General features: G+C 39.3%; 22 protein-coding genes. 1 reads left to right on the top strand and 21 read right to left on the bottom strand.

The annotated features are described in order from the left end of the window. Positions 1-9: 9 nt before the first annotated feature. The 12 genes from lcdA to CPRO_RS04045 form a co-directional block, all read right to left on the bottom strand. Complete coding sequence (gene lcdA / locus CPRO_RS04100) at positions 10-1,278, bottom strand: 2-hydroxyacyl-CoA dehydratase subunit D (RefSeq protein WP_066048111.1); 1,269 nt, start codon at positions 1,276-1,278, stop codon at positions 10-12. Positions 1,279-1,293: 15 nt separating this feature from the next. Next, positions 1,294-2,073 (bottom strand): acyl-CoA dehydratase activase, encoded by a 780-nt coding sequence (locus CPRO_RS04095; RefSeq protein ID WP_066048110.1) that lies wholly within the window; start codon positions 2,071-2,073, stop codon positions 1,294-1,296. An 800-nt stretch (positions 2,074-2,873) separates the two neighbouring features. Next, a complete protein-coding gene (locus CPRO_RS04090) occupies positions 2,874-4,280 on the bottom strand; it encodes a peptidoglycan D,D-transpeptidase FtsI family protein (RefSeq protein ID WP_072743422.1) in 1,407 nt (468 codons plus the stop codon). Then, positions 4,273-5,652 carry an FtsW/RodA/SpoVE family cell cycle protein gene (locus tag CPRO_RS04085; protein ID WP_066048107.1) on the bottom strand — a complete coding sequence of 460 codons (1,380 nt, stop codon included), beginning with the start codon at positions 5,650-5,652 and terminating at the stop codon, positions 4,273-4,275. The genes CPRO_RS04090 and CPRO_RS04085 overlap by 8 nt, the downstream gene beginning before the upstream one ends. Before the next feature lie 4 nt (positions 5,653-5,656). Continuing rightward, positions 5,657-8,086: a U32 family peptidase gene (locus CPRO_RS04080; RefSeq protein ID WP_159430657.1), complete on the bottom strand. Its 2,430-nt coding sequence runs from the start codon at positions 8,084-8,086 to the stop codon at positions 5,657-5,659. 251 nt (positions 8,087-8,337) lie between these two features. Next, positions 8,338-8,937, bottom strand: a complete 600-nt coding sequence (locus tag CPRO_RS04075; RefSeq protein WP_066048103.1) for a cell division protein ZapA — start codon at positions 8,935-8,937, stop codon at positions 8,338-8,340. A gap of 403 nt (positions 8,938-9,340) precedes the next feature. Then, on the bottom strand, positions 9,341-9,895 hold the full coding sequence (locus CPRO_RS04070) for a 2-oxoacid:acceptor oxidoreductase family protein (protein WP_066048102.1): 555 nt from the start codon (positions 9,893-9,895) through the stop codon (positions 9,341-9,343). 1 nt (position 9,896) lies between these two features. Continuing rightward, positions 9,897-10,649, bottom strand: a complete 753-nt coding sequence (locus CPRO_RS04065; RefSeq protein ID WP_066048100.1) for a thiamine pyrophosphate-dependent enzyme — start codon at positions 10,647-10,649, stop codon at positions 9,897-9,899. Beyond that, on the bottom strand, positions 10,649-11,707 hold the full coding sequence (locus CPRO_RS04060; protein ID WP_066048098.1) for a 3-methyl-2-oxobutanoate dehydrogenase subunit VorB: 1,059 nt from the start codon (positions 11,705-11,707) through the stop codon (positions 10,649-10,651). Before CPRO_RS04060 ends, CPRO_RS04065 begins: the two co-directional genes overlap by 1 nt. 19 nt (positions 11,708-11,726) lie before the next feature. Continuing rightward, positions 11,727-11,942, bottom strand: coding sequence for a 4Fe-4S dicluster domain-containing protein (locus CPRO_RS04055; RefSeq protein ID WP_066048094.1), 216 nt, complete (start codon positions 11,940-11,942; stop codon positions 11,727-11,729). A 28-nt stretch (positions 11,943-11,970) separates the two neighbouring features. After that, the gene (locus tag CPRO_RS04050; RefSeq protein WP_236782380.1) at positions 11,971-12,705 is read right to left on the bottom strand and encodes a nucleotide-binding protein; all 735 of its coding nucleotides are present in this window, start codon (positions 12,703-12,705) and stop codon (positions 11,971-11,973) included. A 484-nt stretch (positions 12,706-13,189) separates the two neighbouring features. Continuing rightward, positions 13,190-15,298 carry a glutamine synthetase III family protein gene (locus CPRO_RS04045; protein WP_066048093.1) on the bottom strand — a complete coding sequence of 703 codons (2,109 nt, stop codon included), beginning with the start codon at positions 15,296-15,298 and terminating at the stop codon, positions 13,190-13,192. Positions 15,299-15,597: 299 nt separating this feature from the next. Here CPRO_RS04045 and CPRO_RS04040 point away from each other — a divergent pair, with 299 nt between their 5' ends. Then, the gene (locus CPRO_RS04040; RefSeq protein WP_066048091.1) at positions 15,598-15,858 is read left to right on the top strand and encodes a hypothetical protein; all 261 of its coding nucleotides are present in this window, start codon (positions 15,598-15,600) and stop codon (positions 15,856-15,858) included. Positions 15,859-16,054: 196 nt separating this feature from the next. Here the strand turns inward: CPRO_RS04040 and nadC are convergent, their stop codons facing one another. From nadC to phoU, 9 genes are all read right to left on the bottom strand, one after another. Continuing rightward, the gene (nadC, locus tag CPRO_RS04035; RefSeq protein WP_066048090.1) at positions 16,055-16,912 is read right to left on the bottom strand and encodes a carboxylating nicotinate-nucleotide diphosphorylase; all 858 of its coding nucleotides are present in this window, start codon (positions 16,910-16,912) and stop codon (positions 16,055-16,057) included. Beyond that, entirely contained in the window at positions 16,884-18,194 is a 1,311-nt protein-coding gene (locus CPRO_RS04030; RefSeq protein ID WP_066053679.1) for an L-aspartate oxidase, read from the bottom strand. Before CPRO_RS04030 ends, nadC begins: the two co-directional genes overlap by 29 nt. 57 nt (positions 18,195-18,251) lie before the next feature. After that, positions 18,252-19,157, bottom strand: coding sequence for a quinolinate synthase NadA (gene nadA / locus CPRO_RS04025; protein WP_066053676.1), 906 nt, complete (start codon positions 19,155-19,157; stop codon positions 18,252-18,254). Positions 19,158-19,753: 596 nt separating this feature from the next. Then, positions 19,754-20,269, bottom strand: coding sequence for an ECF transporter S component (locus tag CPRO_RS04020; protein WP_066048089.1), 516 nt, complete (start codon positions 20,267-20,269; stop codon positions 19,754-19,756). A gap of 24 nt (positions 20,270-20,293) precedes the next feature. Further along, on the bottom strand, positions 20,294-21,775 hold the full coding sequence (locus tag CPRO_RS04015; protein ID WP_066048087.1) for a 4Fe-4S dicluster domain-containing protein: 1,482 nt from the start codon (positions 21,773-21,775) through the stop codon (positions 20,294-20,296). Positions 21,776-22,308: 533 nt separating this feature from the next. Beyond that, positions 22,309-23,964 carry an ATP-binding protein gene (locus tag CPRO_RS04010; protein ID WP_066048085.1) on the bottom strand — a complete coding sequence of 552 codons (1,656 nt, stop codon included), beginning with the start codon at positions 23,962-23,964 and terminating at the stop codon, positions 22,309-22,311. Continuing rightward, complete coding sequence (locus CPRO_RS04005) at positions 23,961-24,635, bottom strand: response regulator transcription factor (RefSeq protein ID WP_066048083.1); 675 nt, start codon at positions 24,633-24,635, stop codon at positions 23,961-23,963. The genes CPRO_RS04010 and CPRO_RS04005 overlap by 4 nt, the downstream gene beginning before the upstream one ends. Before the next feature lie 14 nt (positions 24,636-24,649). After that, on the bottom strand, positions 24,650-25,309 hold the full coding sequence (locus CPRO_RS04000) for an HD domain-containing protein (RefSeq protein WP_066048081.1): 660 nt from the start codon (positions 25,307-25,309) through the stop codon (positions 24,650-24,652). Beyond that, complete coding sequence (gene phoU, locus CPRO_RS03995) at positions 25,306-25,974, bottom strand: phosphate signaling complex protein PhoU (RefSeq protein ID WP_066048080.1); 669 nt, start codon at positions 25,972-25,974, stop codon at positions 25,306-25,308. The genes CPRO_RS04000 and phoU overlap by 4 nt, the downstream gene beginning before the upstream one ends. Positions 25,975-25,976 lie beyond the last annotated feature (2 nt).

Genomic DNA, 25,976 nt, shown 5'->3' with positions numbered 1-25,976 from the left:
TCCTCCTTCTTATTCTGCTGCAGCCATGTTGGCTTCCATCATTTCAACCAGTGCCTGAACACGTGTATCAAACTGTGCGGGAGAGAATACGCGAGGATCTGTCTGGTCACCATCGATGCTTACATAAGGCAAACCATTCTTTTCTTTGATAATTTCAGCTGTTTCAACGTTCAGGAAGCTCATCAACTTACAGCTTCTGTTCAAGTGATAAACTGTACCGTCAACCTGGCCTTTTTCCATGATGCCCAACAAAACTTCAACTTTGTTCTGTAAGCATGTGTTAATATAAATTCTTGTATAAGCTTCTGCCATAGAGTGCATAGATTCATCGTTTGCATCATAGTGCAAATCCCAAAGTGCAGGGTAAGCTGTACCTGTCATGATAGAATTGAGGTTCTTCATGGACTTGAATGTGTGACCCAAGTGAGGCCATACAGCAATACCTTCCCATTGGAAACGAGTCTTTTCAGCGCCCTTGAATGCATAGATACCAGCCTTCAAGTTTTCTTCTAATTCATCAGCAAATGCTTTGAATGTAATTTCAGCATAATCCAAAGAACGGCAAGCAACGATCAATGCCATGTAATTAAACAAGTCGAAGCCATTCAAAGGTGATGGTTTATATTTAGCCATTTCTGCAATTCTGTTCCAGTGGTATACAGAACGCTGTGTCTGATCTTTAACTTCTTTAAACTTCTTCCAGTCAAAAGGTCTACCACAGATTACTTCCAGCTGAGAAATTGCATTTCTAAACTGATCTGCAATGTAAGCTTTTGCATATTCAGGAATAGGCATTGTGTGGTTGAAAGGAACGTCGATAACGATGCAAGGAATGTCTAATTCTGCCGCAAGGTTTTCATACCATTTCAACAATGTATTACAAATGTTATTACATGTGATTACCAAGTCAGGCAGAGGAACGTCTGCTGCAGGAGAGTTGACCAAAACCTCAGGTTTTACACCTGTAATTGCAGCTTCCTTCAGGCATTCCATGTAACCCATGTTTACTCTGCCGTAAGAACAGCAGTCAACATTGTAGCCTTTTCTATCAGCAACTTCCAACATGTCCATTGCGCCTTTTCTTGCGCCAATACCTGCTGCGTGGGTCTCAGGATAAATCATTGCGATACCCATTGTCACGCAGAATTCAGGGGGAGCTACGGAAGCAGACCAACAAACAAGTTCGCCTCTTGCTTTTGCTTCTCTTGCATCTTGATCAGCCTTTCCCTGAAAGTAGGCTAACAACTGTTTTGCTTTCATGCCTTGTGTTAAACTCATTCTAATCCCTCTTTCTTATTTTTTTTGTGCCGCTTCATATGCGTACAATGCCGCACCCAGCGCGCCTGTCGTTTGTGGATTTGGTGCCACAATTACGTCTGTTTTCAATACACCAGCCACCGCTCTAACTACGCCTGCGTTTTTTGCAACACCGCCTGTCATTACGACGTCTTTTTCCAAGCCGCCTCTGTAAGCCAAGCCGCAAGCTCTGCTGGCAACTGAAAGGTGAACACCTTTAATGATGTTATTTCTACTTACGCCATTGGATAACTGAGAGATAACCTCAGATTCTGCAAATACTGTACAAGTGCTGCTGATCGGTGCAGTATCTGTAGCTTGTTCATCCAATTCGGCCATTTCATCCAGGGTAGTTTCCAATACTCTTGCCATTACTTCCAGGAAACGCCCTGTACCTGCCGCACATTTATCATTCATAAAAAACTGCTTGATACCACCCTTGTCATCTAGACGGATTGCCTTCGCATCCTGCCCGCCAATGTCAATGATGGTGCGTGCAGTGGGTACCAAAAAATAAATTCCTTTGGCATGACAGCTGATTTCACTGATTTGCTTATCTGCATCAGAAAAATTAAATCTGCCATAGCCGGTTGCGACTGTATAAGAGATATCCTCTTTTTTCAGTCCGCTTACCTCAAAGGCCTTATCAAGTGCCCTCTGAGGACCGGAAGATCCTGTTCCTACCTGAACAACCTCCGCAGCCACAATGTCTTTTCCGTCCTTCAAAATTACAGCCTTTGAAGAAGCGGAACCCACATCAATACCTAATGTGTACATTCTCTTTTGTCCTCCTCCATATTTATCTCATACGAATAAAACAACTCGCTATTTTCGATTTTTTCGGCTATCAAAAAGCCACAATATGGTTCATAAAAAACTTTATCCTACAATGACAACAGAAAAAACCTATATCCAATATTATTACAGAATATAAGCTAATTTATTTATGCTGCAACCAAAAAATCTTGTTGCATGAACCCTCCTGTTATCGTCTTGATTATAACACTATTCATTTTTTATTGCAACCTAAATTGTTAAAAAATTATTATTATTTGAAAAATTTTGGACATTTTCAATTCAAAAAAATTTTTCACAATTGAAGCTCTTTTATTTTTACAAAATGTTGAGGTAAAAAACGTTATTTTTTGTCAATAAAAACTTTTTTTTAACCAAAATCATTTCTTTTTTAGCTATTTTGACTTTGTTAATAAAAAATTTACCGTTATAAAATAGCTTATTGACTCTCTATATCAGAATTAAAAATGAAGTATAAACACTTGCTACTTTTCGTTGCAGTGTTCTTTCTATCCGTTTTTTTGTTAAAAATTATGCAAAAATGCCTTTCACACTTTGCATAATTTGTGTTCATATTTAACGGTTTTAATCAAAAATATACATAAACTGAGCGGTCTTTCTTTAGGAAAAACCGCTTTGTCTGAGAAACGGTTCAAATAAGTAATTTTTGTTTCTTTTTCAATACAAAATTTTATTTCATCTTCTATTTGTGTAGGAAAAGTCACCATACTAACTTGCTTTTTCGCTGCTAATTATGGTATAAATCCCAACAAACTGAAAATTTATTCATTCTCTAGTTGATTCAGAGCCTCTTTTATCACTTTCCCGGCAATCGGTGTTGCACTGCCGTATGCTTTAGAATTTTCGATTACTACCGCCACTGCTACCTTTGGATCTTCCGCCGGTGCAAAGCCAACAAACCATGAATGGTCATTTCCCGTGGCATTTTCAGCTGTACCGGTTTTTCCTGCCACTGTGATCCCTTTCACAGATGCAGCAGTACCCGTACCTTTTTCCACAACAGAGACCATCATATCTCGAAGAGCGGTGGCTTCCTCTGTTGTACAAATTTCTGCCAACTTTTTCGGAACCGTTTGCTTTCCCACCTTACCATTGCTGTATTGAATATGGTCTATTATATAAGGTTGCATCATAATGCCTTCGTTTGCAATAGCTGATGCCAGCATTGCCATGTACAATGGCGTTACAGCTGTTTTACCCTGACCAATTGCTGTTTCAACCAGTTCACTTTCCGAAGTATTTGCATCCAACCCAATTTTATTTTGGCTATAAGCCAAGTCAAATAAAGAAGGCGTTTCCATACCCACCCGCTCCATTACACCTTTTAGCTTAGATGCCCCGATTTCTGTGGCCAATTGTGCAAAATAGCAGTTGCAGGAAACTGTCAAGGCCTGTTTCAAATCTACAGTTCCGTGTGCCTTATTATTATAACAATGAATCACCTTATTTTCAAATTCAGCTTCTCCGGTGCATTCATAGGTTCTTGTTTTCCAGTCCTTTTTATTTTCCATTACGGCCAGAGAACTCACTAGTTTGAAAGTGGATCCGGGGGGATATAGGCCTTGAGTTGCTCGGTTCACCAAGGGACTATTCTCATTATCCTTTAAGTTGTCCCAATTGGCAGCAACGGTATTGGGATCAAAATCGGGATATGCCTGTAATGCCAATATTCGCCCTGTTGATGGTTCCATCACCACCACTGCCCCCCTGGCATTCCCCAAAAGATTACCTGCAGTTGTCTGAATATCCATGTCAACCGTTACTACAACACTGTTACCCACCAATTCTTTTCCTGTGGAAACAGATAGTACTCTTTGAAAAAATTCGTTATGCAATGTCATCATCTGAAAATTTTCAGCAGCCTCAACCCCTGTTTTCCCAACACTGCTATAACCTGTAATGTGGGCCGCCATACGGGATCGGAGATATTTTCTCTCATATGTGCCATCACTTTGCAATACGCTGGTAGCCAGAACCTCTCCATTCCTATCAATGATATCTCCACGACGAATGGTGTTATCCACATAACGCAAACGGGCATTATAGGAATTGGCGGAAATCCCATCACGATCCATTAAAACCAGTTTACCCATGTACCCCAGTAAAAGAAAAAAACAAAGAACCAGAAGCCAAAAAATTCGTCTAATACTTCTTTTCATATTATTCATAATCTTCCCCTCCCTCAACTTCAAAAATCGGAGGAGCTTCCTCGTCAACGCCATGTTGTTCACAATAAACACAAACCCACTGCAAAAGCCCTATCATCATAAGGCTAACCAAAACAGAGGTGCCACCATAGCTAACAAAAGGAAGAGTAACCCCTGTTAAAGGGATGAGCTTAATCACACCGCCAATGATAATAAAAGCTTGGAAACAAAGCATTGTTGTAACTCCAATGGCCAAAATACTATAATATCTTCGTTTGGAATCCAAAGCAATACGCACACCCCTGTATAGCAGCATGATAAAGATGCAAATAACCCCTGCGCCAAACAGTGCACCAAATTCCTCGCAAATTGCAGCAAAAATAAAATCACTTTCCACTACAGGTATACTTTTCGGCATTCCCTTAGTCAATCCGCTGCCTAAAAGCCCCCATGTAGTAATTGCAAATAAGGAGTTTACAATTTGATATCCACCACGGTCAATATCCGCCCAAGGGTTTTGCCAAGCGGCAACACGCACCCGAACATGGGAGAAAATTTTGAAGGCCAACGTAGCGGCAAAGGATGCCGCCCCCATACCCAACAAAAATAAAAACTCATTTGCGGTGGCAATATAGAGCATAACCATATAAGTCATAAAGAAGATTAACGCACTTCCTAAGTCCTTTTGCAAAACCAAAAGCATAACCACCCCTGCACTTAGCACACCAGTAATAATGAATTCTTTCCATTCAATCCTTTTACGAAATACACTTGCAAGGTAAAAAATAAATAAAAACTTTACCAATTCGGAAGGCTGAAAGGTGATTCCGCTAATACTCAGCCAGTTTGTGGAACCATGACGTTCTACACCAAAAATTTTTGTGCACAATAATAAACCGAAACAAAAAATAATATATGCCCATTCAAAAACTTCAAAGCGTGGTATCAAACGGAAAAAGAATGGGAGCATTAACATACCCGCCAGTCCTATAACCATCCACATCAATTGCTTATAGGCTAAGCTTGGATCGATTCTTTGAAGCATAATTAAGCTTAAGTCCATCAAAAAAAGCGTACCTGTCCAAATCAAAGGACACCCTTCATAATAAAATCGGTCTAAAAAATGTATTGATGCCAGCAGAAAAACACATCCTGCCGCCCCAAACACAACAGTTTTCCAATCATATATACCTGAATCCCGATTAAAAGCCAAGATCAAAAAAGCTGTAATGTGCATTAAAATAATAAGGCGTCGTTGGATAGAAACCGCATGATAAGGGCTGCCCAAAAAGCCGCCCTGTTCATACGCAATATAAACAATGCCCTGCCATAAAAAGAATCCAATATAAAAGATAAATAGATATCTGCTCAACATGATCAACAGATCAAACATATCCTCACTCCACTCCGCGGAAGAAATGTCCTTTCGTATTCCCTTTTTCTCTCATTTCTTCCAATAGGCTTCTTGTTTCTGAGCTAATTTTATTAGGGTCTTGGGTCATTTCAGCATATGCCTTGGTTATTCTTGCTGCACGGCCGATCCCCTCCTTTGTAAATTCCAAGCGCACACTTCCTGTTACACTTTCTAAAATTTCGTCATAAAATTTCAGCGTAAATAACGGCTTACTGTTTAATACCGTACAAACGCAACGCTCACAATCTGTCATTAAAGGAAACTTTAGACCCTTTCTATCCTTCAAGAAATACAACTCCGTATTATTCTTTTCAGAACAATAAAAATGCCCTTCTTTCTCGCCTGTAAAGTTGCCGATGGGACATTGTTGCGTTTTCATAAGAGGAAGATACCCATAAACCACCATTTCACAGTCCTTATCTCCCATGGCATTGATCTCCTTTAGATTCGCTTCCACAGATAGACATACACTGTCGGCGCCCTGCTGTTTCCAAAAAGCAACGCCTTCTTCATTCATTACATTTAACGTATAATCCACCGTGATTTTCTTCCCACTGTCCTTTACTAAACCAAACTGACCCGCAGAACGCACCAAAAATCCATCAATCTCCGTTTTTTTCAAGCATTCCACCATGGCATCCTCAATATCCTTGCGCCATTGTCTACTGATTTTGGGCAATGCGGCATATAGACTAACATCAAAACTATTGCAAAGCTTTAATGCTTGAGGTAACATTCTCTCCATTTCCGCAGAAGCTTCAAAATAAATCACCTTAAGCCCCTTTGTACCCACAATGGCCTCTAACTGTGAAAACTCCGTAACCAAAGCATGGAGTTTTTTCTGAAGAATATAAGAGCTTTTTTCTTTTTCCTCTTTTATGCCCTTTTGGATCTCTTGTCTTTTTGACTTTTTCAAAATAGCTTCTTCCAAAGCCTCAACAGCCATTCTTCTCAATTGATTCAATGCACCAACACTCACATAGATGTCGTCATCCCCATCAATCTCCAATGCCTCAAGCACAAAAGAGGTTGCCCCCATTTTTTCTATTTGCTGCTTTAGCTTTTCCAAAGAAGTAGGCTGATTTGCAGCTGATTCCACCATATCTCCTGTTACATAAATATTACTGCCACTCATGTCCCATAACTGTAACGCCAATGGCTGGCCTTTCTTAACTTTCAGCAGTCCCCAAATGGATTTTTTACGACTGTCCCTCTCCCAAGTTTTGCGCAATGCGTCATTTAATGCCTTTCCGTACGTACGATAAACCACATCGTTTTTTTGAATATCCCCTTCTATAGCCAAAGAAATGACCTCGCCGGCTTTAGAGGCTTTAGATATATTGGTGCCTACATGAGGTTCCTTCGCTGTCCAAATCTCAATACCATCCCCTGGTACCAAGGCTTCTCTGGTACGAATGGTTACACGGTTATGCTTAGGAATGTAGCTATCCACAATACCAACTTTTAATCCCCAAGTTTTGGGTCTTTCAATGCTCATCATATCCTTACCGCCGGCAGAGGTATAATAACCCTCAGTGAAACCTCCACGGTTAAATAGCTGAGTCAAAGCCTTTATATCCTCAGATGAAACCTGATAATGGTCAGGGTCATCAAAATACAAATCGATATATTTACGGTAAATTCCAGTAACTCCCGCCACATATTCGGGATTTTTCATGCGCCCCTCAATTTTCAAAGAAGCAATGCCAGCCTCTATCAGTTGGGGCAAAATCGTCACTGTCTGAATATCCTTTGGAGAAAGCAGGTAGCCCTCTTGCAATTTGTCCGCACCTTTGTAAAGAGTATAGGGCAAACGACAGGTTTGAGCACACCGTCCACGGTTGCCGCTCCTTCCTCCCAAAATACTGCTCATGAGGCACTGCCCGGAATAACAAACACACAACGCTCCATGAATAAAGGTTTCAATTTCTGCCTCTGCTTGTTGTGTAATTTCACTGATTTCTTCTAAGGAAAGCTCACGGCTTAACACAATTTTAGAAAATCCCAAGCTCTCCAAATATCTAACATCCTCCAATGAGTTTGCTGTCATTTGTGTACTGGCATGCAATGGTAAATCTGGATAGTTTTCACGAATTAATTTTGCCGCCCCACTATCTTGGATAATAAGAGCATCAACGCCCATCTTGAATAGTTTCCCAACAAAACCAAGCAATTCTTTTAATTCTTCATCCTTATATAATGTATTTATCGTCACATATACCTTTACCCCTCTTAAGTGACAGTAATCACATGCCTCTTCCAATTCCTCCAATGAGAAATTCCCCGCAAACTGTCTGGCACTAAAGAGCTTTCCTCCTAAATAAACGGCATCACAACCATTGTTTACTGCCGCCTTCAAACTCTCCATAGAGCCTGCTGGAGCCAATAATTCAGGCTTATTCCTTGCAGACATTTTCATTCTCCTCTCTAAAAAAGCAGTCCATTTTGTTTACTTACTCTTAAAGTTTCTATAAAATGAACGCTTTTGCCTTCAATATCTAGTTTATTATTACCAAAAAAGCAAATCACCTTTCGTTTTATAATAACGAAAGGTCTGACGCTCTTATTCTTTATTATTCTAAAATAATTTAATGATTTGTCTGAACAATCTATCTCAATAGTTTTTCGCTTAACCTTTTTCTAGAATACTTTACAAAGTATAACCTATTTTCTACGACGTTTCCCTCTTTTTGCTTTTTGGGTCATAATCCGCTCTGCCTGTCCCCCCTTTAATCCCATAGGATAAAAATGGGGTTTTTCCTCCGTTTGTAAATGAGGTTCAACTTTCGGTTCTTCGCTGGTTTCAGGTTTTTCCTCCTTGCTTTCTTCAAGCGCCTCTTCCTTCTTATCATCAAGCTTTTCTTCAAAATCTATTTCAAATACTTTTCCAAACTCTTCAAGCGATGGATTGTCAATTACCTGAATCTCTTTCTCCGCCTGATTAAAATTCTCTTTTAATTCAGCAATCTCCAGCCTCGCTTCATCCAACTGAAAAACCAGCTCCTCAAGCCTGGTGCTCAAACCTAAATTACGACCCTCAAGCTCGGCCACTTTTTCTTTTTCTTTAAAATAATCATCTGCAACGTTTAAAGCCGCCAAAACATAAGCAAGGCTGGTATCCATCTTCACAGCCGCAGCATTTTTACGAATTTCCACTATTTTATCATCTATGTATGAGGCAACTGCCTGCATATGCATTTCCGTCTCTTCCCCCACAAGCGTAAAGGACTTTCCATCTACAATAATTTTAATTCTGTTCTTCAAAAAACTGCACTCCTCTCCCTCGCCCTTTACAAAATATGCAAAACTTGCACAAGTTTTTAAAATACCCTACAAAGACTTGTTCCAAGCGTACTCGTTATTATCTCGAAATAAAAATGCAATGCAATCTTGCATTTTTATAGAATGCCGTTTATAACTATACATTTTTAATAAATATCTCAAGTAAAAAATATGCTCAATAAACTCTATACTATAGGCATTTCAGAAGGTACCTCTCACAGCTCTTTATTGCTGCTTCTTACTCTTCAGATTTACTTTTATGAAACATTTATTTTTATAATTATATCATATCTGCCATCAGTACGGAATGCTTTTTTACAATAAAAAAACCTTTTGGCAGGGTTTCCCCTGCCAAAAGGCCGTCAATATTTAGGATCAAATAGTGTTATTTGTAATTTTTCGCAAATTCGAAGCCAATTTCAAATGCCTTCTTGTTATCAGGGATAAATTTTGCCTTCGCGCCCCCGAAAACATGAGCAAATGCATCATCAATGCTTTCCACTTTTACAGAACCGGTTGCCTGAATAACAGCGCCCAAAAGAATAATGTTTGCCAATTTTGCACTGCCAAATTCCTGTGTAGCCATGGAGTTTGCAGGAACATTCATCACTTGGATATTGCTTCTGTCTTCCTTCAAAACAGCCAAATCAGCATTTGCAATCAGAACGCCGCCATCACCAAGGATGTCAACAAATTTATCTAAAGAAGGCTGATTCATTGCAATCACGCAATTTGCATCACTGGTGATTACTGGAGAGCCAATTGGTTCATCAGATACAATAACATGGCAGTTCGCTGTACCACCACGCATTTCAGGACCATAGGAGGGGCACCATGAAACCTCATGACCCTCTAACATGCCTGCGTAAGCCAAGATTTTACCCATGGAAAGTGTACCCTGACCGCCGAAACCTGCACAACAAATTCTCTGTGTATTCATATTATTTGCCCTCCTCTGCAGTGATGTCCTTGTAAACGCCAAGAGGATAGTAAGGGATCATTTTTTCTCTTACAAATTCCATAGATTTTACAGGTGTAAGACCCCAGTTTGTAGGACAAGTAGAAACAACCTCTACAAATGTAAAGCCAAGACCTTGTTTCTGAATTTCAAAAGCTTTTCTAATTGCCTTTTTTGCCTGAGTAACCTGAGCAGGTGTGGAGATACTTACTCTTTCGATGTAAGCAGGACCATCTAAAGTTGCAAGCATTTCGGAAACACGGATGGGGTTACCGTTGATTTTAGGATCACGGCCAGCCTTTGCAGTTGTTGCCTTCATGCCTGGCAATGTAGTAGGCGCCATCTGACCGCCTGTCATACCATAAATACCATTGTTGATGAAAACGGTGGTGATTTTTTCCCCTCTTGCAGCTGCATGAACGATTTCTGCAGTACCGATGGAAGCCAAGTCACCGTCACCCTGATATGTCATAACCAATTTATCGGGATGTACTCTTTTGATACCAGTTGCAGTTGCGGGAGCACGACCATGTGCACACTGAATTGCATCAAAATTGAAATATTTGTTTGCAAATACAGCACAACCAACAGGAACTGCTGCAATTGCGTTTTTGTCTTCGCCCATTTCTTCTAAAACTTCTGCTACAAGTCTGTGAACGATACCATGTGCACAACCAGGACAATAATGCAATTTTACATCAGTTAAAGCTTTGGGTTTTTGAAATATAACTGCCATTATTTGTCACCTCCCATAACTTTCTTACCAAACTCAACAATTTCATCTACTGCAGGAACGATACCACCTGTTCTGCCATAGAACTCAATTTTATTTTTGTCGTTACAAGCATAAGCAACATCCTGAACCATCTGTCCCATGCTCATTTCCACGTCAAGATATTTTTTAATGTTCTTGTCCCATTTATCAAAAGCATTTACAGGGAAAGGCCATAATGTTTTTGGTCTAATCATACCAACCTTGAAGCCTTCTTCTCTTAAATAGCTGATTGCAGTTCTTACGATTCTGGAGGATGTACCATAGGATACAAATGCGTATTCTGCATCATCCATCATGTATTCTTCCCAAGCCTGCTCATTAGCTTCAATCTTCGCATATTTCTCAAAATGTCTCTTGTTCCAAGCTTCACAATCAGCAGCTTCGATAACCAAGTTTTCTACCATATGCTTCTCGCCATCGCCCTTGCCAGTCAATGCCCAGTCTTTAGGAGGCAATTCTTTTTTGCAAACATAATTAAATTCAACGGGCTCCATCATCTGACCAATCAAGCCGTCAGCCAAAATGATAACTGGTGTACCGTAGTAATCAGCCAAATCAAAAGCTTCCATAACCATATCAACAGCTTCCTGTACGGATGCAGGTGCCAAAACGATATCATGATAGTCACCGTTGGAACCGCCTTTTACAGTCATGTTATAGTCAGCCTGACCGGGTTGAATTGTACCCAAACCAGGGCCGCCACGCATCATATTAATAATAACTGCAGGTAAACCAGCATTAGAAATATAGCCAATGCCTTCCTGCTTCAAAGCAATACCGGGGGAAGAAGAACTCGTTAAAACACGAGCGCCTGCACCTGCAGCACCATAAACCATGTTGATTGCCGCAACTTCAGACTCAGCCTGAACAAACACGCCACCAACCTTGGGTAATTCGCTGGATAAGTATTCTGGAACTTCACTCTGAGGAGTTATCGGATAGCCAAAAAAGTATCTGCAACCCGCCTCAATCGCTGCCTTACCAACTGCTTCATTGCCTTTCATTAAAACCTTTGCCATTGAAATTTCCTCCTCTCTGTTAGTCAAGTTTTTCTACTGTAATTGCACAGTCTGGACACATTTTTGCACAGCTTGTGCAAGCGATACAATCGTCATTTACTGATTCCGCAGGGTTATAGCCTGCAGCATTAATTTTGGTTTCGGAAAGCTTCAGCACATGCTTTGGACAAACAGAAACACAAAGTTCACAGCCCTTACAGAGCGTTTCGTTAATGATTACTCTACCTTTTGCCATTCAAATACACCTCCATAAATATTTAAATTTACATCCAGGTTTTTCTCATATAAAACTTCATAGGGAACAACTCACCGGAAAGCCCTTGGGGTATCTCTTCCGTCATTAATTCCTCAACATAAGAAACATACCTTACAGGAATTCCTGTTTGCTTTGTTACCTCTCTCAAAACCCTATCCCCGTCCAAAAGACACTGTGGAGTGGTCTCTCGAATCAGGTTTGTATTGTTAATGAAACCTGTCACCTTCAAACCCGATGAAAACTCAAGCTTCTCCATTTGCTCGATAATCCCCTCTGGTGTGGACGTATCAGGACGATACGCATTGACAACCATAAAAAAATCTACTTCCGCATGGTCCAAAATAGGTTTTAAACGACCAAGCACCTTTGTCCCCACATCGTTTCCCCCCAAGTCAACAATGTAATCAAAGCTGTGATCCCTCGCAGGCATTGTCATAGCCGCAGAAACTGCAGGTACATCCAGCCCGTCCCCCTCAATTGAAGAGGATATCACCAAAATACCTGCCTTTTCTAATTCCTTCTTTTTTTCCCTAGAGCGAAAATAAACATTTACGATATCTAAATCGGCAATGGCAACCTTTCGGTTATTTCCTGCGAGTTTCATAGCATAGTTCACTGCGAACTCAGTCTTGCCACTACCGTAGTGACCGGTAATAATACGAATTCTTTTATCATCAATTATCCTTTTATTTTCATTGATTCTTTGTATTCTTTCTTTTTCAATGAGCATCGTGTTGAGCATTGGATTCACCTCATTTTTTAAACAAACTCCATTAAATGTACTAAAAAATGTGCAATTTGTATATAATAGTCATTTTAATGTTTATATGTACCAAAAAAAATAAATTTAACTTCTTATTTTTAATGATAAATAAATAATAACTTGTTTCAATCCACTATTCTGTGTATACATTATAGCGCATTCATTTATGGTTTGCAAGAAAATAAAGTGTATTTTCCACAGGTATCTAAAAAAAACATTTTTTAATATTTATTTATTTTTCAAAAAAAATACATGTCTGCAAAACTTTTAGCAATTTTTTATATTTATTATTGATTTATATGCATATTTTTTATAATTATTTTTATTTGTCAAACAACGAAATTCATTTCGTCATGCATTGAGTTATGCTTTAGTTTTCGCAAAAAAACCCCCATTATTCTCAAAATTTATGAGAAAAAAATGGGGGTTTTTCTAAAAATCCTACTGTTGTCCTACAAGATTATCATACGTTATATAGCAACTCACCATAGGTAGGGAAAGGCCACGCTTTTTCATCTACCAAAAACTCTAGTCTATCCGCTGGCTTACGCAATTCTTCCATTACCTTAAATACTTGATCACGATAGAAAATCGCTTGCAATTTGCTATTATTCTTAAGCTTAGCCGCCTCTTGGGTAACTTCAGACAGATGTTTCAATGCCTCTTGGAAAGCTTTCATATTATCATTGATTTCCATCAGCAGTTCTTCCTCTACAGACGCATCAAAACCTGCTGCTTTCATGGCAGCCAGAGAGGTTGCAACTTCGCCTGCATATTTTACGATGGCAGGGCGAATTTGCTTAGAAGCAATATCAATCATCGCTCTTGCCTCTATGTTGATTTGTTTAATATAAGTTTCATACAAAATTTCAGAGCGGGAATGCAATTCCACACGGTTCAATACCTTATGACGTTCAAATAGCGCGATGGCTTTTTCATCTACCAAATAAGGAATGGAATCCACCATATTTGTAATATTGCTAAGTCCTCTGCTCTCTGCCTCTTGCAACCACTCTTCAGCATAGCCATTTCCATCAAAAATAATGCGCTTATGGTCTGCATAGGTTTTTCTGATTAATTCATGTACCGCCGTATTGAAATCCTCCGCCTTCTCCAATTCATCGGCAAACTCCGCCAAAACATCGGCAACAATGGTATTCAATACAAAATTAGGACCTGAAATAGAACCGGAGGATGGAGGCATACGGAACTCAAACTTATTTCCAGTAAACGCAAACGGAGAAGTTCTGTTTCGGTCAGTTGCATCTCTCTTCAAATACGGAAGGGTATTTACACCAACACGCATTTTTCCACCCTGAATGCTGCTGGTCGCTCCACCATGCTCAATCTGATCAAAAATATCTAAAAGCTGATCTCCCAGAAAAATAGAAATAATAGCCGGAGGGGCTTCCTGCTTACCCAAGCGATGGTCATTGCCGGGGTTAGCTGCTGCCAATCGCAACAGCTCAGAATATTTATCCACACCCTTGATAATTGCAGTTAAAAACACTAAAAATTGAGCATTTTCATGAGGTGTTTTACCGGGATCCAAAAGATTCTGCCCGTCATCCGTTCCCAAAGACCAGTTATTATGCTTGCCACTGCCATTCACACCTGCAAAGGGCTTTTCGTGAAGTAAACAAGTCAGATTATGATGTCCCGCAATACGCTTCATTGCCTCCATTACCAATTGGTTATGGTCAGCGGCACGGTTGCAATCATCATAAATAGGTGCAAGTTCGTGCTGTGCAGGAGCTACTTCATTATGCTGTGTTTTTGCAGTCACACCAAGTTTCCAAAGCTCTATGTTTAGCTCTCGCATAAAGCACGCAACTCTTTCTTTAATACTGCCAAAATAATGGTCATCCAATTCCTGACCCTTTGGTGGCGCCGCGCCAAAAAGAGTTCTTCCTGTAAAAATCAAATCTTTTCTCTGCTGATACAACGTGCGGTCAATCAAGAAGTACTCCTGTTCTGCTCCTGAATATACATTAATTCTCTTTGCAGTTGTGTTCCCAAACAAATGCAAAATACGAATAGCCTGTTTGGAAACAGCCTCAACAGAACGGAGCAACGGAGTTTTTTTATCCAATGCTTCCCCTGTATAGGAGCAAAAAGCTGTTGGAATATATAGAGTAATTCCTGCCGCATCCTCTCTTAAAAATGCAGGTGATGTACAGTCCCACGCCGTATAGCCTCTTGCCTCAAAGGTTGCACGCAAACCGCCGGAAGGAAAGGATGATGCATCAGATTCCCCTTTGATTAACTCCTTGCCTGAAAACTCCATAATTGCCTTTCCATTTATGGGCGCTGTCAAAAAGGAATCATGCTTTTCTGCGGTAATTCCTGTCATAGGTTGAAACCAATGGGTATAATGGGTTGCCCCTCTTTCCACAGCCCAGTCCTTCATGGCATTTGCAATAATATCTGCGATAGAGGAATTCAACATTTCTCCTCTTTCAATGGTGTTCTTTAATTCCTTGTAGACTTGCTTTGGCAAATGTTCGCGCATCATTGCGTCATTGAATACATTCATTCCAAAGATTTCGGGTATAGAAATTTTTTCGTACATACACTTGTCCTTTCTGGGTAACTTTTCTTCTTCTCCGTTATACCATACGCTTTATTATACAGACACAAGAAAGGTTTTGCAACGATTTTGCGCCTTGCACTTTGGAGAATTCCCGCCCCCATTTGCAATTTTTTTTGTATATCATATTAGTATTTTTTATGCAAATCCATTCCTATTTATACAATTTTCTCTTATTGTAACCAAAAAACATTTATTCGCATATTGGTATAAATTTACCATTGATAAAGAACGTAAGTTCTGTTATAGTCATATTAAGTTCTATCAAGGAGGTTCTCTGCATGAAGCTTTTGAATAAAAATATTGATATGATTTCCTGGACAGCAAAAGACGGAACCGTTACTCCCGTGCGATTTCGCATGGAGGATAACGGCGAAACCACCACAGTAAAGGTGGATCGTATCCTACAAACAGAAAAAAATAGATTTGGCGGCAGTCAAACCCTCTGTTTTCTCTGTAGTAGCATCATAAATGGCATAGAAAAAATATATGAACTAACCTGTAATTGCGATAACCAAAAATGGTTATTACGAAAAATATAAGTAGAGCCTGCTCAGAAAGTCATACAAATATTTTTTCCTCCACCAATATGGTCTTTCAGTTATGAAAATAGCTTTCAATAACTATAGTGATATAAATAAACCTAAAAACAAAAACCTTATTACAAGGCAAATTTTTGCAATGCAATAAGGTCTTTTTAATACCCTAACCCCAATTCATGAAGATTTTTTATTCTCATCAATCTAAGTTTTTCAAATTTTTAAGAGAAAAATCTAAAATAGGTGCAGAGTGGGTGAGCGCACCACAAGAAATATAATCCACCCCAATTTCACAAAGCTCTTTCAGTCGCTCCTTGGTCACATTTCCCGAACATTCGGTTTTTGCTTTGCCACCAATGCGCTCAACAGATTTTCTCAATGTGTCGTTATCCATATTATCCAGCATAATAATATCTGCGCCAGCTCCTAGCGCTTCTTTCACCATTTCAAAGCTTTCTGCCTCAACCTCAATTTTGCGCACAAATGGTGCATATTCCTTGGTCAGCCTGACTGCCTCAGCAATGCCTCCTGCTGCTGCAATGTGGTTATCTTTAATCAAAATCCCATCTGATAAGTTGTATCTGTGATTGCTTCCGCCCCCAACTTTTACCGCATATTTCTCAAAAATACGCATATTAGGCGTTGTCTTTCTCGTATCCAATAATTTTGTTTTATAAGTCTTCATAACCTCAACACATTCCCTTGTATAGGTTGCAATACCACTCATTCTCTGCAAAAAATTCAAAGCAGTTCGCTCACAGGTTAATAATGTTCTGACACTGCCATAAACAGTTCCTACTAAGGTTCCGTTTTCTACCAAATCCCCATCCTTAAACTCCGTTTCAAAGCGCGCTGAAGGGTCAAGAAGTTCAAAAACCAAACGAAAAACCTCAAGCCCGGCAATAACGCCCGCCTGTTTACATATCAGTTGGGCACAGCCTTGTGTTTTTGGGTCTACAATTGCATTTGTTGTGATATCTTCACTGGTGATATCCTCTTTCAACGCAGCCTTAATATAATATTCTACATTAACCTTCATGCTTACACAGTCCAGCATATTCAACACTTCCTTTGCTTATTTCATTCCAAACCAATAAGTGATATTCCTTTTCCAAGGCTTCTGTATTTTTATATTGCGTATAGTCGATTATTTCTGCTCCATTCTCTAATGCCCCACTTTTAAGACCTTCGCCAATCATAAAAGCCGCTCTTTTTGAGAAAACCAATGCCTCCAAAAGAGAATTGCTAGCCAAGCGGTTAGCACCGTGAACACCGTTACAGCTTGTCTCCCCAACTGCGAATAAATTCTTCATTGAGGTCTTGCCATCCTCATTAATTTGAACGCCACCCATAAAATAATGCTGCGCAGGAGTAACCGGAAGAAGATCCGTCTCTAAATGATACCCTTCTTCCAAACACTTTTCATAAATATTAGGAAATCTTTCTCTGATCTTTTCCCCAGTCATATGTTGCATAGATAGATAAACGTAATCCGTTCCATCCTTTTTCATTTGTTCATAAATTGCCGCACTTACAACATCTCTAGGCAATAATTCATCCACAAAACGTTGTCCATCCTTGTTCAAAAGTATGGCACCCTCGCCTCTAACAGCCTCAGAAATCAAAAAGCTTCTGCCTTCTCCTTTGGAAAATAGGGTTGTGGGATGAATTTGCACATAATTCATATCAATTAATTTCACATTGTGTTTTACCGCAATGGCGATAGCATCTCCCGTAATATGGTTCATATTGGTAGAGTGCTCAAATAAACCGCCAATCCCCCCTGTTGCCCAAACTACCGCTCGGGCGGATATGGTAGAAATGGTATTTGCTTGGTCCTTTAAAACCACACCTGTACATGTATGATTCTTCTCCAAAATATCAATCATCGTTACAAAAGGAACGATTGTAATGTTGCTTTTGTGTCTCACCTGCTCCAGTAGTTTCTCAGTAATTTCCTTACCGGTAACATCCTTATGGTGCAAAATTCTATTGACGGAGTGAGCCCCCTCTCTTGTATAAGAAAAATCACTGCCATCTTGGTCAAAATTTACGCCCAGCCTGACCAAATCTTCTATGACACTGCGAGATGAGCGAATGAGAATCTCAACTGAATCTTTGTTGTTTTTATATCTTCCGGCCTTTAACGTATCTTCAAAATATGCATCATAATCATCATTATCCCTTAGGACAGAAATGCCTCCTTGGGCTAAAAACGAATCGCTATCCTCCGGCTGCTTCTTTGTAATCACTATAATTTTATAATGATCCGGAATATTCAAAGCACAATACAATCCTGCTGCACCGCTTCCAACAATAACAACATCAGCTTCCTTTATCACAACGATACCTTCTTTCAAAATACCCCTTGCCAACAGTCACATGGTGCGTTTTTATCATTGAGCCAATTCATGCATTTTTGTTAAAGGAACTTTTGCTTTTTGCCTTAAATCTTCATCTAATAATATTTCATTTTCCATGGAATTCAAAATCCCATAAACCTTAGAAAGTGTATTCAGCTTCATACCAAAGCACTGCTGATTTTCATTCACAAGATAAAAAGTCTTATTGGGATTTTTGTTGCCAAGCTGATGTAAAATCCCATCCTCCGTAGCTATAATAAAACTTTCATCACTGCTTTTTGTAGCATAATCAATAATCTCAGATGTGCTTCCTATAAAATCCGCTAAGTTTAGTACCTCAATTCTGCATTCTGGGTGAGCTAAAACTTTAACCTTTGGGTGCTCTTCTTTCGCCCTTATCACATCTTCCATATGTATATCTTGATGAACAGGACAGTAACCTTGATGAAAAATAAAATTTTTCTCTTTGATCTTTGTAGATAAGTATGTCCCCAGATTATTATCCGGAATAAACAAAATGTTTTTCTCTGGTAAACTCGATACAATTTTAAATGCATTGGATGAAGTTACGCATACATCCGAGAGAGCTTTAATCGCAGCACTGGAATTAATATAACAAACAACAGCAATATCATCATGCTTTGCTTTTATACTCTGTATTGTTTCTTCATCAATCATATGCGCCATAGGACAATCCGCTGACTCATCCACCATTACAACACGCTTTTCCGGATTTAAAATTTTTGCGCTTTCTCCCATAAATTTGACACCGCAGAATAATATGGTTTTTTGTGAAACCTCAGTTGCAACCTTGCTTAAATAGTAAGAATCGCCCACATAATCTGCAATATCCTGTACGTCTCCGCTTACGTAATAATGCGCCAAAATCGTCACATCATTCTTTTCCTTCAGCTTTTTAATTTCTTCGTTCAACTTCATCTTTTTCACCTCAAGTAAGATTAAAAACTCTGATTTTTGATGACGTGCATTTAAACCGCTGCAAAAAAAGCATAAATATAATTCCAAATTTATATGAATGCATTTTTTCGAATACATATTGACTATCATTATATATCTTTTTTTAGGTTTGTCAATAAATGTCCCACCTAAATTTCATTGTATCGTCAGTCATTGTATGGCATTCTTACCAAATAAATCCTCAAGAAGGCCTATGAATTCAAACTTATGATAAGCGTATTCACAATGTATATATGTTGCATCTTAATTCATTGAATACTGTAAACAAAGAATATCCTATGGAATAAAAATTATTTGTATCTCTATTCGAAAGGACATGCTCAAAAATTTAATTCTCTTATATTTGTTTTTGGAATTCCTTGCTGTACCACATCCATTAATCTTCACGTTCGCAAGCTTGATGGGAATTATGTGTAAATATGCCTTGCTGAAATCAAAAAAGAGGGTACAACTTTATGTACCCTCCGCTATCAATAATATTATATATATGTTAAACGCCATGCTTTTTTAAAGAGGTGCGTATTTCACATACACACCTCTTTAAATATTAAATGATTCTATTCTGTCACATATAAATGCTTTACTCTGGTATGGATCACAAAGGCAATGGCACATCCAATAGCCGCTGTTATAAACTGAGTCATTGAGAACGTTGTCTTCACAACTCCCACCATCTTCTCAGGTATAGCCCCACCAAAGAAGGGAAGCACTGCATACCAAACCAAAAGCCACAATACAGCAGCCTTTAAAATAGCGCCAAGGGCAAGCCAAGCAGGAAGCTTCTCTTTTCTTCCTCTTCCAGCCAGTAAAACCAAAGTTAAATTACCAATCATAACTACAAATATCATGAGGGGAACCAATTGCATAATGGGTGTAAAACCCATGAAATAAGCAATTATGGGACTCATTACCGCAATAAAAATGCCGCTTGAAGTTCCAACTGCCAAAGTTGCCATAACCAATATTGTATTCACCGCAGAGCCAGTCAGATAAACAGAAATTCCTTTCATACTTTGGAAAACAATGCACATTGCCAATAATACTGCGGTTAGAACCAATTGTTTTGTTTTCATTTTACCTCCCTGTGAGTGTCCCTCTTATTTCTCTTTCAAATGAAATTCTCTTTCCATATTAACTACACTCAAATCATAACCGTTCATACCCTCGAAAGGACTTTCTGTGGTTGCTTCCTTGCCATAGCGATTCAAAAGCTCAATACCCTTTTGATCGTGGGTTAAGGATGCAGAACCCCCGGTACAGCCATTCTTACACGCCATACCCTCCAATAGATTGGCATTCAGCTTACCGAAGGAAGCCAGCTTCATATTTTTAATACATTCATCAATACCGTTACAATGAATTGGTTTGATTTCTTTTTCAATCCCTTCCATCGCTGCAACCTTTACAACGCTTTCGGCAACGCCTCCCGTTCTCCCGAAAATACGTCCAAAGTATGATGGTTCACCGGCATTTCTTTCTTCGAACTCTTTCAAATCAAAGCCTTTTGCATCAAAGGTTGCCATTAACTCTTCAAAGGTAATAACATAATCAACAGCACCCACCAAGTCCTCTTGTTTAATTTCAACCTTTTTCGCAATACAAGGACCAATAAACACAACCTTCGCTTTATTATCCTTTTCCCGGATTGCTCTAGCAAGGGCAATCATAGGAGATACTGTTGTGGAAACGTGATCCATAAATTGCGGATAATTTCTACGAACATAATCCACAAAGGCAGGGCAGCAAGAGGTTGTTTTCCATCCCTTTTCATCAATGGTTTCTTCAAACTCCTTGGCTTCTGCAACAGCTACCATGTCACCGCCGATTGCTGCTTCGATGACATCGTAAAAACCTAATTCCTTTATGGCTGCAAAAACCTGGCCCAGCTTCACCGCAGGAAACTGACTGGCAATGGCAGGTGCCACAATTGCATACACATGATAGTTTGTATTGTTCCAAGAGTGTTGAATTAAATCCAAAACATTTAAAACAAAGGGTTTATCCACAATTGCTCCAAAGGGACACTGATACACACAGGCACCGCAGGAAATACATTTCTCGTGGTCAATAAACGCTTTTTTCTCTTCATTGATTTGCACTGCCCCCACTGCACAGGAACGAATGCAAGGCCTTTTAACCTCACTGATGGCATTAAAGGGGCAAGCCTGCTTACAGCGTCCACATTCAATGCAAAGAGCTTGATTAATATAAGAACGATGATTTACGATGGTGATGGCATTCCTTGGACAGACCTCTTGACATTTATGCCCCAAACAGCCTCGACATGCTTCTGTTACAACAAAGCGGTCAATAGGACATTCGTCACAAGCTGAGCTCAATACGTTAATAACCCGATTATCCTTAGAAGGCTCCAAAACCAATCGCACACGTTCTTCTATAATATGTCTTTCTTTATAAATGCAACAGCGAAACATTGCCTTGGGACCGGGAATTATGGCCTCTGCAATTTCTCTGTATGAATTGATTGATTTATCCAGCGTACCATGAAAAAAGCGTTGCGCTACTTCTTTGTTTACTAAGTATTTGATATATTGAACATTGCTTTCAAAACCCTTCATTATTTACTCCCCTTTTCATAATTTCAATTAGCAAAATACTCTTCTTTTTATATTCGCAAAAATCATTTTCAAAAAATATGACAAACGACTTAAGGGTTTTCATCCCTTTGTTTAACAAAAAAGCAACGTTTTTTCATATCTATTTCACCCCGACAAAAAAGCAACGAAGTATTTTGAATACAGTATACCACGTTACTTTTTTTTAAAAAATGAAAATAGCGTATATTTTGTCTTTTTTACTAAACCCCTACTTATGGGGTAATTCTAACACATATTTATTTCGCATGCAAGCTAATTGTCACTCAAATACTCGATAATAATGAACAAAATTTTAGTCTGTTTTTAATGCTTTCTGCTATTTCATGAAAACGCATCTTCAATAAAACTACTTTTCAACAAAAAAGTCAAGTGTTATTTTACTTTTTTATTGAGTAACTACTTTTTGCATTGCAATAAAAACAAAAATGAAAAATAAGAGCACCCTAAAAGTTAATATTAACTTAAGGATACTCCCCTTTTTCAAAGAAAATGCTTCATTTGGGTAAAACAAGTGTAATTGTCGTGCCCTTTTTTAGCTCACTTTTTAGATTGATTTTTCCATTATGCAAAATTGCACCATGTTTCACAATAGAAAGTCCTAATCCTGTTCCTTCAGTTTCCTTGGAACGGCTTTCATTCACCCGATAGAAACGCTCAAACACTCGAGATTGATTAACCGTAGCAATCCCCATACCCGTATCGGCAACAGTAATCGCAACTTCTTTCTCATTATCTTCCAGAGAAATAGAAACCTTTCCATTTTCATAGTTATATTGAATTGCATTATCGCAAAGATTATAAATCATTTCCTGCAATACCTGTTTCACTCCGTTAAAAATGACAGGTACAGTGGATACAGAGAATATTACGCCTTTATTCTCAGCAACTGGCTCCAATCGCTTTACAACCTGTTGTATTAAATCCGCTAAATCCACAGTCTCCTTTTCCATTCCATTTTGTTTCTCGTCCAATTTAGAAAGCTTTATAATGTCTTGAACTAACTGAATCAACCTTTGGGCCTCATCGTAAATTTTTTCCGCAAATCTAGGCACATCTTCCCCTTGTACCATCCCGTTTTTCATAATTTCTGCAAAACCAGATATTGAGGTCAGCGGTGTTTTTAACTCATGAGAAACATTTGCTGTAAATTCTCTGCGAATTTTTTCCCCCTCTTCCCGCTCAGTCACATCAAAAAAAAGTAAAATTGCTCCTGCAAGGTCATCTTCCTGTACCACTGGATTGGCAAACAGTTGACAGCACCTGCCGCCTATCTGGATTTTCTCTTCCCAGTGATTGCCTGATAGTGCTGATTCAACAGAACGACGAAAACCTTCACTGCGGTTTAGCTGAAACACACTTATATGTCCTCTGGGCGCATTTATCCCCATAAGGTGGAGTGCACCCATATTATAGGATAATACATCTCCTTGGGCATCCAAAACCAAAAGTCCTTCCTGCATATTTGAGGTTATTGTATCAAACTCCTGTTTTTGGCACTTTAACTCCCGCATCTGCCGATGAATTTGCTTATTTTGTACAGCAATTCGCCTCAGTAGCGGCGTCAATTCATCATAAACAACTGCCAGCTCAGGCTGCTCCAAATCAACATCATTGATTGGTTTCGTAATTTTTTTTGCAGTTTGGAAAGCCAATAATACAGAAAGTACAATTGCAGCAACTAAAATGAGAAGTAATGGCTGTGTCATGGTGAAAAATAAGGCAAGAGGTGTAGTTGTTAAAGTAGAGATGCGAATAACGGTTCCATCCTGCAAACGCAGAGCAAAATATACCGTTTTCTCAGAAAGGGTTCTTGAATATCGTTGACTGAATCCCTCTCCATTTGTAAGTGCAGAGGATACTTCGTAGCGTTCCTTATGATTTTCCATATCGTTTGGGTTTGCCTTAGAGTCAAACAGAACAACGCCATTCCCATCAATCCATGTGATTCGATCAGTAGGATTTTGCATCTGCTCAAGATATGCCAATCCACCCTTTTGAACTCCTGCACCAATGTATACTGCCTGATTGCGCAAATCTTCCTGCTGCTGTACTGAAAAATAAGAATACATCATGCCCAATACCAGCACAACAACAGACAACATCATAACCATAGCTACTCCAAATATAGCTCGAAAAATGCGTTTTGTCACAGACTGCCTCCAATCTTATATCCAACGCCCCGCACCGTTTCAATATTTTGTCCCCAATCGCCTAATTTTTGGCGAAGGGTCCGTATATGCACATCAATCGTTCGGTTTTCTCCATCAAATCCATATCCCCAAATACTGTTCAACAATTGATCTCGTGTCAGTACCTTCCCTTTGTTTTCTATCAGCAAGCTCAGAAGCTCAAATTCCTTAAGTGTTAAGATTACCTCTTTTCCATCTACCGTTACTTCGTGGCGGGCTTGGCTGACAGATAACCCTCCCAGGGTATGCTCTGAAGATTCCTCTTCCCCCTCTGCACGACGTAAAAGAGCTTTCACTCGGGCAAGAAGCTCCATCATGCCAAAAGGCTTGGCAACGTAATCATCTGCACCGTTGTCAAGTCCAATTACCTTATCAAATTCGCTTCCTTTTGCTGTCAACAATATAATTGGTACTTTTTTTGTCTTTGAAGAAGCCCGGAGCTTTTTCAAAATACTGATTCCATCTTCCTCTGGCAACATCAAATCCAGTAAGATGAGAGAGGGTATTTCCTTTTCTATTGCAGCCCAAAAAGCGGAGGGTTTCTCAAAGCCTTCCGCAACAAAGCCCGCACTGTGTAAAGTATAAGCCACAAGTTCTCGTATACTGTTGTCATCCTCAACCAAATAAATCAAAGCGCAACACCCTTTCAGACCAAAGACTGCTCATTTATCATCAACTTAAAGTTCAAGCCTAACATTTCCGCTGCCTTTCGGCATAAAATCATACGCCCTAAAAAGATTTCAAAGTAATCCATAACAGAGCCATAATGGGTATCTACCGTCAGCTTCAGTTTAATAATTGAGTGTTCCTCATTGATTTTCAAAACTGCTTTTCTAACCGAATAATTTACTCTGTCATGAATATCAAAGGAGGTTTTATCCTCATTTCTTACACGACTTCTGCGTACATCGGATTTATCCGCCAGAATCAGCGCTGCTGCAATGGCATTCACGGGAATTCCCGTGCCTTCGTCATGATTTCCGATGGCAGTGACCACAGTGGCAATATCCTCCGGCTCCATATCTAAATTATCCAGAATTCGAAAAGCCATAACCGCTCCACTTTGGGAGTGATCCACCCTATTTACCAAATTTCCGATATCGTGCAAATATCCCGCAATTTGCCCTAACTCAACTTCATGGGGCGTATAGCCCAAAGTTTCCAAAATGTACTTTACCGACTCAGCGACCTTGGTTACATGAGCAAATGAATGCTCCGTATAACCCAATGCCGCCAAAGATTCATCAGCCTTTCTGATATATGTGCGAATTCCTTCATCTTTTCTAATTTCTTCGTATGTTATCATTTATTCCCTTCTTCCATTCCCATTTTTACATGACATCCGGTTATGGAGTATTCAACCCATTCAGCAATATTTGTTGCATGGTCACCAATACGTTCCAGATATTTTGCAATCATAATTAAATCAATGCATAATTCACCATTGGCCTTATCCTTGCCAATTAAGTCAATCAATTCTTGTTTTACTTCAACAAATAGATTATCTAAAACATCATCATATTCCATAACGCTTTTGGCAAGCTTTAAATCCTTGTTTACAAAGGAATCAACACTTTCCGTTACCATTTTTATAGCTGCTGCCGCCATATCCCGAATGTGCAATTTGCTTTTCGTGTCATTATTTTTTAAGAAAGCAGTAATTTCTGCAATATCCGCCGCCTGATCACCAATACGCTCCATATCAGAAATCATTTTCAGTGCGGAAGAAATCAATCGCAAATCCCTTGCAACAGGCTGCTGCTGAAGCAAAAGACGCATACATAAAGCTTCAATGTCTCTTTCTTTACGGTCAATATCGCTTTCCTTCTCCGTTGCCACCTTGGCAGCAGCTTCGTCATTTTCCAAAAAAGCTTTCATTGATGCGTTAATTGCCTCTTCGCATAATGCACCCATTTTTATCATCTCTACATCAAGTTGTTCTAACTGTGAATCAAAACGACTTCTAACCATAA

This window comes from Anaerotignum propionicum DSM 1682 (genome assembly GCF_001561955.1).
Classification (GTDB): Bacteria; Bacillota; Clostridia; order Lachnospirales; family Anaerotignaceae; genus Chakrabartyella; species Chakrabartyella propionicum.
Note: the sequence above shows the minus strand (reverse complement) of the source record. Positions and strands in the feature narration are given on the sequence as shown.

Coding starts and splice junctions, on each gene's coding strand:
- phoU (WP_066048080.1), bottom strand. CDS start 25,974: ATGGTTAGAAGTCGTTTTGATTCACAGTTAGAACAACTTGATGTAGAG.
- CPRO_RS04090 (WP_072743422.1), bottom strand. CDS start 4,280: ATGAATAATATGAAAAGAAGTATTAGACGAATTTTTTGGCTTCTGGTT.
- CPRO_RS04040 (WP_066048091.1), top strand. CDS start 15,598: ATGAAGCTTTTGAATAAAAATATTGATATGATTTCCTGGACAGCAAAA.
- CPRO_RS04085 (WP_066048107.1), bottom strand. CDS start 5,652: ATGTTTGATCTGTTGATCATGTTGAGCAGATATCTATTTATCTTTTAT.
- CPRO_RS04000 (WP_066048081.1), bottom strand. CDS start 25,309: ATGATAACATACGAAGAAATTAGAAAAGATGAAGGAATTCGCACATAT.
- nadC (WP_066048090.1), bottom strand. CDS start 16,912: ATGCTGGACTGTGTAAGCATGAAGGTTAATGTAGAATATTATATTAAG.
- CPRO_RS04015 (WP_066048087.1), bottom strand. CDS start 21,775: ATGAAGGGTTTTGAAAGCAATGTTCAATATATCAAATACTTAGTAAAC.
- CPRO_RS04080 (WP_159430657.1), bottom strand. CDS start 8,086: ATGTCTGCAAGGAATAAGCCTGAATTATTGGCTCCAGCAGGCTCTATG.
- CPRO_RS04065 (WP_066048100.1), bottom strand. CDS start 10,649: ATGGCAGTTATATTTCAAAAACCCAAAGCTTTAACTGATGTAAAATTG.
- CPRO_RS04055 (WP_066048094.1), bottom strand. CDS start 11,942: ATGGCAAAAGGTAGAGTAATCATTAACGAAACGCTCTGTAAGGGCTGT.
- lcdA (WP_066048111.1), bottom strand. CDS start 1,278: ATGAGTTTAACACAAGGCATGAAAGCAAAACAGTTGTTAGCCTACTTT.
- CPRO_RS04020 (WP_066048089.1), bottom strand. CDS start 20,269: ATGAAAACAAAACAATTGGTTCTAACCGCAGTATTATTGGCAATGTGC.
- CPRO_RS04045 (WP_066048093.1), bottom strand. CDS start 15,298: ATGTACGAAAAAATTTCTATACCCGAAATCTTTGGAATGAATGTATTC.
- CPRO_RS04060 (WP_066048098.1), bottom strand. CDS start 11,707: ATGGCAAAGGTTTTAATGAAAGGCAATGAAGCAGTTGGTAAGGCAGCG.
- CPRO_RS04050 (WP_236782380.1), bottom strand. CDS start 12,705: ATGCTCAACACGATGCTCATTGAAAAAGAAAGAATACAAAGAATCAAT.
- CPRO_RS04070 (WP_066048102.1), bottom strand. CDS start 9,895: ATGAATACACAGAGAATTTGTTGTGCAGGTTTCGGCGGTCAGGGTACA.
- CPRO_RS04095 (WP_066048110.1), bottom strand. CDS start 2,073: ATGTACACATTAGGTATTGATGTGGGTTCCGCTTCTTCAAAGGCTGTA.
- nadA (WP_066053676.1), bottom strand. CDS start 19,157: ATGAAGTTGAACGAAGAAATTAAAAAGCTGAAGGAAAAGAATGATGTG.